This window comes from Chromobacterium sp. Ag138 (assembly GCF_055181315.1).
Window position 1 is genome coordinate 441927 of the sequence record NZ_JBUPWA010000001.1, and the last position, 7492, is coordinate 449418.

Sequence of the window (7492 nt, forward strand, 5' to 3'; positions counted from 1 at the left end):
ATTGCAAGCTTGGCCGGTTCAGCCGTAGCGCTTCTTCGCCTCGATGGCCAGGCCGCTGCCGATGCTGCCGAACAGATTGCCTTCCACGTGGCGGGCATTGGGCAGCAAGGCGCGGATGCCGTCGCGCAGCGCCGGCACGCCGCTGGAGCCGCCGGTGAAGAATACCGTGTCCACATCCTGGGCCTTGAGGCCGGAATCGGCCAGCAGCTTGCCGACGGTGCCGCCGACGCGGTCCAGCAGCGCGCTGATGCTGGTCTCGAAATCGGCGCGGCTCAGATCGCAGCGCAGGCCGCGCTCGATGGCGTCCAGCGCCAGGCGGTGGCTGTCGCGGTCGGACAGCGCGATCTTGGCGGCTTCCACTTCCATCGCCAGCCAGTGTCCGGCTCGCTCCTGGATCAGCTTGAACAGGCGGTCCAGCTTTTCCGGCTCGGCGGCGTCGCGGTGCACGTCCTGCAGGTCCATCCAGGCCTTGCGGGTGTAGGCGAAGTTGATGGTGTGCCAGGTGGCCAGGTTGAAATACTGGCTGGACGGCATCTCGGCGTTGTTGCGCAGCCGGGTCTTGAAGCCGAACAAGGGCATCACGCCGTGCAGGCTCAGCTGGCGGTCGAAATCGGTGCCGCCGATGTGCACGCCGCCGGTAGCCAGGATGTCGTCGCGGCGCTCGGCATGACTGCGGCGTTCCGGCGACAGGCGGATCAGCGTGAAGTCAGAGGTGCCGCCGCCGATGTCGACGATCAGCACCAGCTCTTCCTTCTGGATGTTGGATTCGTAGTCGAACGCCGCGGCGATCGGCTCCAGCTGGAAGGAGATATCCTTGAAACCCACCTGGCGGGCGATATCGGCCAGCGTGTCTTGCGCCAGCTTGTCGGCCTGCGGATTGTCGTCGACAAAGTAGACCGGGCGGCCCAGCACCACTTGCTCGAACTCGCGGCCGGCGTTGGCCTCGGCGCGCAGCTTCAGCTCCTGGATGAACAGCTTCAGCAAATGGCGGAAAGGCAGCGCCTTGCCCTGGACTTCGGTTTGGCTGTCGATCAGGCTGGAACCCAGCAGGCTTTTCAGCGAGCGCATCAGCCGGCCCTCGAAGCCGTCTATGTATTCGGCTAGCGCGGCGCGGCCGAAGCGGGAATGGTCTTCCTCGTAATTGAAGAACACCACCGAGGGCAGGGTGATCTTGCCGTCTTCCAGCTGCAGCAAGGTGTCATGGCCAGGACGCAGCCAGCCCACGGTGGAGTTGGAGGTGCCAAAGTCTATGCCGCAGGCGCGGGCGGCAGTTTGATCAGTCACTTAGCATCTCCTTGAAAATAAAAGAGGCGCGATGGTACGCGGAATGGCGCGGAAAGGGAAGGGCGAAACGCTCAGGCGTCGCGTTTCAGCTTGTGCAGGCGGCTGGCTTCGTGGCGGGCGTCTTCCTCGCTGTGCAGATAGCGGCGCGTGGTCTGGATGCTGGCATGGCGCAGGTTCTGGCTGACCAGCAGCAAGGGCACGCCCGCTTCCAGCTGGTGGCTGGCGGCAGTATGGCGCAGCCAGTGCGTGCTGGCCGCGCGCAGCTTGGCGCGGACTTCGTCGCTGGGCGCGTCTGCCTGCGCCCGGCCGAACACTTCCTTGCAGATCAGATAGATCGCCTTGTCGGACAGCGGTGTGGCCTGTCTCTTGCCGCCCACGCGGCAAACCAGCGGCGTGTCCTCGCCGACGGATGGCTGCGGGGGCAGGCCCAGGCTAAGCCGGTAACGGGCCATGGCGTCCATCAGCTCGTCCGACAGCGGAATGCGAGCGGAAACGCCGCCCTTGCCGACCACATGCCACCACCAGTTGCCGTTGCGGCGGACCAGATCGCCGGCGCGGGCGGCGGCAACCTCGCCGCGGCGCGCGCCGGTCAGGTAGAGCAGGGTGAACAGCCACAGCGCGCGTTCGGCATGGCAGATCTCCCTGCCGGTATCGCGCGGCAGATTGTGCAGCGTCGCTTGGAGGTGGCCCCAGCAATCGGCGTCGAGGAAGCGCTCGATTTCCTGCGAGGTTTTTCTGGCGCCGCGCCGGCGCAACAATTTGAACGGGTTGCCGTTCAGGTAGCCGGCGTCGTTGAGATAGGCGAACAAGGCGCCCAGCACGGTCAGGCTGTGTTCGACGCTGGCGGGAGACAGCGGCTTGCTGAACGGCTTCCAGTCCGGATGGCTGCGCGGCCGCGCCGGCCCCAGCCATTGCTCCGCCGGATGGGGCGAGGCGAGGAAGCGGCGGTAATCCAGCACATCCTCGCGCTTGACCCGGGCCAGCGTCTGCCCGCGGCCGTCCAGCCATAGCAGCAGCCGCTCGGCCTCCTTGCGATAAGCGGTCAGCGTGGCCGGGCGATCGGCGTGCTCCGCCAGCCAGGTCAGCACCGCCTGGGCGTCGGACTGCGCCTGTATCAGCGAGTGGGAGCCGGGGTCGGCGCGGAAGACATCTGGCAGCATGGCGGGAAAGGGCCGCCGCGGGAGCGGACGGCCTTCTGCGATTACTTGAAGCTGGGCTTGGCCGGGGTGCCGGCGGACTGGGTGAGGATTTCGTAGCCGGTTTCGGTGACCAGCACCGTGTGCTCCCACTGGGCGGACAGGCTGCGGTCCTTGGTGACCACGGTCCAGCCGTCGGCCAGCATGCGCAGGTGGCGCTTGCCCTGGTTGATCATCGGCTCGATGGTGAAGATCATGCCGGCCTGGATCTCCAGCCCGGTGCCCGGACGGCCGTAGTGCAGGATCTGCGGCTCTTCGTGGAACCTCTTGCCGATGCCGTGCCCGCAGAACTCCTGCACCACGCTGTAGCCGGCGCTTTCGGCGTAGCTTTGCACCGCGTAGCCGATGTCGCCCAGCGTGGCGCCCGGCTTCACTTTCTCGATACCTTTCCACATGGCTTCATAGGTGATCTTGCTCAGGCGCTTGGCATGCGGGCTCACGTCGCCGACGAAGAACATGCGGCTGGTATCGCCATGGTAGCCATCCTTGATCACGGTGATGTCCAGATTCATGATGTCGCCGTTTTTCAGCGGCTTGTCATTGGGGATGCCGTGGCAGATCACATGGTTGACCGAAGTGCAAACCGACTTGGGGTAAGGATTGTGGCCATCCGGCGCGTAGTTCAGCGGGGCGGGGATGGTGCCCTGCTCATTGACCATGTAGTCGTGGCACAGCTTGTCGATGGCCTCGGTGGTGATGCCGGGCTTGATGTGCGGGGTGATGAAATCCAAAACTTCCGACGCCAGGCGGCCGGCGATGCGCATTTTCTCGATATCTTGCGCGTCTTTGATCTGAATAGCCATTTTCTTTATGAAGCCTATTTATTTTTAGTTGTTTACATCAGTCCGGCTTGCGATTTCCAGAAAAAATCCAACAACTTTCAAGCCAGCCCTGATTGCTAATGATTGGTATTCTTCCATTCTACACTAGTTGTCCAGCGCCCGACCCAATGAGCCGCCCCAACTTCTGCGCATCGGGCCTGGCGGCGCGTCGAATTTCACGGCCGCGATGACGACTCGTTCCTGATTCCACGAGTTCGCCGCCTGCGTCGAAGACACCTCGGCAAAGAGGCTGTGCGATGCCGCAGGCCATCCTGACGAAATGCCTCAAGGACTGCCTGACCGAGAATGATGGCGTCAGCTACTGCCCGTTCCGGATCGCAGGCATGGCTCTGCCGACAGCGGCATCCCACATTCATCTGGGGCGCCGTCCATACAGTCCTGATGATGGGGACGCTCGATTATGTCGCTTTCGCGACAGGCTTTGGCGGCATGCTGACGGGGCTGACCGTATTGTGCGCCGGCATCGCATTAAAGACGAAGGCCGACGATGACTGGGATGGGCGTCCACGCACGTGAGCGCTCCGGTTTGGGCAATCCGCGCAGCCCCGCATAATTCTTTCTTCAGCCCAGCGTTTCAGATCGAAGGAAGCGATTGACTGTCGCGGGAGACGCCATCAGTTTCCGTGGTTTTCCATCCACCGCTGAAGCTGACAGAGTAGTTCGTCCAACTCCGCGCGAAAAACATCGAGGCGAGGCTCTAGATTCTCTTCTCCCCCGCGAACGGCATGCTCCAGATCCAGCGTCAGCCGCACGAAATCTTCGTAGGCAAACGTGCCCAGAGAGCCGCGGTAACGGTGTATCAGCCGCGCGGCGGTCTCGGAGTCGCCCTGCCGCCATTGCAGGCAAGCCTGATCAAAATCCCGCCGGCAGGTGTCGATGGCTTCCTGCAGCGTGCTGCGCAGCCGGATCGCCGAAGCGCGGTGCAGCAACTTCAACGTATCCAGTTTCAGCTTGCCGTATTCTTCGCCGGCTCGGCTGCGAACGCGATAGTGGTTAATCAACCGCAGCAGGGCCTCTCCATCCACCGGCTTGCGCAGGAAGCCATTCATGCCGGCCAGGCGGCAACTCTCCTGATGATCCGGCTCGGCGCTGGCGGTCAACGCGATGATGGGCAGCTTCAGCTTCAGCTCCTCGCGGATCGCGCGGGTTGCTCCCAATCCATCCAGCACGGGCATCTGCAAGTCCATCAGCACCAGTTGGTAACGCCGGCTGCCCTCACGGAGCCGCTGCAGGGCTTCGGCGCCATTGTTCGCGCAATCGAGCGAAATGCCCAAATCCTCAGCCAGGCTGGAAACGAACAGCTGGTTGATCTGACTGTCATCCACCAGCAGAACATGCAGCTTGGCGAGTTCGGCGCCAGCGGAATGCTCTTGTTCCATAAACCCTCCAGGGGAGTGTGCGCTACATTTTCGATGAAATGCCGTCCGCATCATTCAGACGCCGGTGCCACAAGCCAGAGGAAGAGCTATAGCTGTAATACCGGGATAAAGCAGCGGCCGGGAGCCGTGAACGCGATCAGTTAAAGCTTAGACAAGCGAAAGGGCGGGCGAAATGGAAAAACACAGAATGCTGGTGGTCGATGACGACCCCATCGTGAGCCAAGTCATGCGGATGCTGTTCGAGTCGGAGCTGCAACTGACCTGCAAAGTAACCGGCGAAGAAGGCTTGGAGGCTGTGGTGGAAGAAAAGCCGGAGATCGTGCTGCTGGATATCGAAATGGAAGGCATGGATGGATATGAGGCCTGCCGGCGCATCCGCCAGCTGAACCTGCCGTTTCAGCCTTACGTCATATTCGTGTCGGCGCATAGCGATCCGGTGAAGCGGCTGGCCGCATACAGCGTCGGCGGCGAAGATTTCGTCAGCAAACCGCTGCAACCTGAAGAGCTGGTCCGCAAGGTGGAGCAAGCTTTGCGCTACCGACGCGAGATACACGAACTGAAAAGCCAGGCCCGGGGCGCGATGTCGGTCGCCATGTCGGCGATGACCGACAGCAGCGCTTTGGGCGTTTGCCTGCAGTATTTCCGCCGGCTATTCCAGGTAGTCGACTCCAGCCAGTTGATGCGCGCCACGCTGGACGCGCTGGGGGAGTTCGGGCTGGCCGCATCGGTGCAGTTCCGCGACAACGGCGAGGTGAAAACCCTGAGCTCCGAATCAGGCAGCAGCCAGCTGGAATCGCTATTGCTGCAGGATCTGTCGGCGGAGCGGCAGCGCATCGTCTGCTACGACAGCCGTTGCGCATTCAACTACGGACCGGTGTCCTTGCTGGTCAACAACATGCCGGTGGACGACATTGAGCGCTGCGGCAAGCTTAAGGATTATCTGGCGTTGATGGCGGAGGGCGCCGCGGAGCGGGCGGAAGTCATGATTCAGGACAGCGCCGAGGCCGGACAGGATCAGGCGGGCGCCGCGCTGGCCGCCATGATGGAAAGTCAACGCGCGGGGCAGGCCGATGCGCGCGCGCTGCTGGATGCGATGCGAGCCCGCATGGAAGACATGCTGGGCGGCGAGCCTCGGGCGGCGCTTTTGTTGAGTTTGGTGGACGAGGCGCAAGACTCGCTGGGCAAGCTTCAGCTCCGGCAAATGAGAGAGCTCGAGTCGCTTGGGCGGCGGCTGCGAGGTGTCGCGCTGCGAGAGTAGCGCTTGGATTTCCTGCGCAGCCTGCCCACGCCGCCGCCGTCCTCCCTCCCTTTGCGCGTCCGAGTCAAAAACCGCCGGCGCAGCACGTTGCGCGGCGCGGCGGCGTATAGTTTTTTTGGCTGCACCTGTCTGGCAAGACCTCCACTCCGTATGGGTGGCGCTACAGCCCAATTGCAAACGGGCTTCAGATTGGTTGCCGCAGGGCTTCGAGAAGGCCGGTCTCGCAATTGCCGGAGCCGGCTTGGTCAGTCTGCATATGTGCCCCCCCAAAAAAAACCAGCCGCCTGCTAGTGGTAGCGCGCAGAAGTAATTTTCTCACATTTTACAACTTGATCGACGTCCCCCCGGTTCCCCAGACACATAGCTAAGAATATAGCTATACAAATATTCATTTTGAATATTATGCGTTCATGAGGGCATACTGCATCTCCTCATGAAAACCGACATCTAATCTAGAACACTCATGGGTTTACATGAGTTTGTACATCATGGTCAATAGTTGGCTAGGTACCTGAGAACAACACTACCTAGTTGATCAATCAAAGGCAACCACTGTGGGAATGGTAACCTCTGCCGCAGATGCGCAACCGTATATCACCCATAACAATCGTTACTTGGCATTGCAGTAGCTCGCAGTACGCCACTTCAACAGTGGTACGACATTTCATGCATTTAGAATGCTGTCGACAAGTTTGCTTAGCACATTGCCCGGACCGAGTTCTTCATACTCGAATGCGCCCTGGCGCATCAGGTAGCGAACCGTGTCCAGCCAATGCACCGAACCGCAGATCTGGCGGGAGAGATTGTCGATCAACTGCTCGTCGCGGTAGGGCTCGGCATGAACGTTGGATATGACCGGGATGCGCAGCGGGGAGTAGTCGAACTGCCGGAGGTAATCCCCGAATTCTTTCATCGCGTCCCCCATGTAGCGGGAATGGAAAGGCGCGCTGACAGGCAGCGGAATGAAGGTGATGCCCTGTTGCAGAAAGATTTCTCTGGCATCGCTGAGCGTTGCTGTCGGGCCGGAGAGCACGGTCTGGATGTGCGAGTTGTAGTTGGCGACGTCCAGTGCCTCCAGCCCGTGCCGGGACAGCAGCGAGCGGATTTCATCCGGATTGTGGCCTAGGACGGCCGCCATGCCGCCGCCGCTGGAACGAGCCATCAGTTCGCCGCGCTTTTTGACCAGCTTGAGGCCGGTCTCGAAAGAAAAGGCACCGGCGGCGAACAGCGCGCAGTACTCACCCAAGCTATGGCCGGCGACGAAGTCTGGAGGCCGGGCGTCCCGTCGTTGCCGATCCAGGAAGGTCAATGCGCCGACCGTGTAGAGCGCTGGCTGAGTGTAGCGGGTATCGGATAACTGCCGGTCGGGATCCTCCAGGCACAGTGTTTTCAGCGAATAGCCGAGAATTGCGTCGGCCTGGGCCAGATGCTCCGGGAAGCGGTCGAACACATGCTCCCCCATGCCCACGCGCTGCGAGCCCTGGCCGGGAAACAGGCAGACGTGCATGGGACCGGAGCGGGTGGGCATGGGGG

At 61.8% G+C, this 7492-nt stretch carries 6 protein-coding genes; 1 reads left to right on the forward strand and 5 read right to left on the reverse strand.

What is annotated here, in order from left to right:
* Positions 1-18: 18 nt before the first annotated feature.
* From ACY3GB_RS02250 to ACY3GB_RS02265, 4 genes are all read right to left on the reverse strand, one after another.
* Positions 19-1284, reverse strand: a complete 1266-nt coding sequence (locus ACY3GB_RS02250) for an Hsp70 family protein (protein ID WP_463087289.1) — start codon at positions 1282-1284, stop codon at positions 19-21.
* A 71-nt stretch (positions 1285-1355) separates the two neighbouring features.
* Positions 1356-2444, reverse strand: a complete 1089-nt coding sequence (locus ACY3GB_RS02255) for a tyrosine-type recombinase/integrase (protein ID WP_463087290.1) — start codon at positions 2442-2444, stop codon at positions 1356-1358.
* A gap of 41 nt (positions 2445-2485) precedes the next feature.
* Positions 2486-3283 (reverse strand): type I methionyl aminopeptidase, encoded by a 798-nt coding sequence (gene map / locus ACY3GB_RS02260; RefSeq protein WP_463087291.1) that lies wholly within the window; start codon positions 3281-3283, stop codon positions 2486-2488.
* Positions 3284-3936: 653 nt separating this feature from the next.
* The gene (locus tag ACY3GB_RS02265) at positions 3937-4701 is read right to left on the reverse strand and encodes a response regulator (RefSeq protein ID WP_463087292.1); all 765 of its coding nucleotides are present in this window, start codon (positions 4699-4701) and stop codon (positions 3937-3939) included.
* A 172-nt stretch (positions 4702-4873) separates the two neighbouring features.
* On the opposite strand from ACY3GB_RS02265, the gene ACY3GB_RS02270 reads away from it, so the two are divergent.
* Complete coding sequence (locus tag ACY3GB_RS02270; protein WP_463087293.1) at positions 4874-5959, forward strand: response regulator; 1086 nt, start codon at positions 4874-4876, stop codon at positions 5957-5959.
* 664 nt (positions 5960-6623) lie between these two features.
* On the opposite strand, the gene fabD is transcribed toward ACY3GB_RS02270, so the two are convergent.
* Positions 6624-7492: ACP S-malonyltransferase (gene fabD / locus ACY3GB_RS02275; RefSeq protein WP_463087294.1), on the reverse strand; the 869-nt coding region annotated here is incomplete at its 5' end.

Excerpts from the sequence above, each read along its gene's own strand:
- ACY3GB_RS02270 (WP_463087293.1), top strand. The coding sequence starts at position 4,874 with ATGGAAAAACACAGAATGCTGGTGGTCGATGACGACCCCATCGTGAGC.
- ACY3GB_RS02265 (WP_463087292.1), bottom strand. The coding sequence starts at position 4,701 with ATGGAACAAGAGCATTCCGCTGGCGCCGAACTCGCCAAGCTGCATGTT.
- map (WP_463087291.1), bottom strand. The coding sequence starts at position 3,283 with ATGGCTATTCAGATCAAAGACGCGCAAGATATCGAGAAAATGCGCATC.
- ACY3GB_RS02255 (WP_463087290.1), bottom strand. The coding sequence starts at position 2,444 with ATGCTGCCAGATGTCTTCCGCGCCGACCCCGGCTCCCACTCGCTGATA.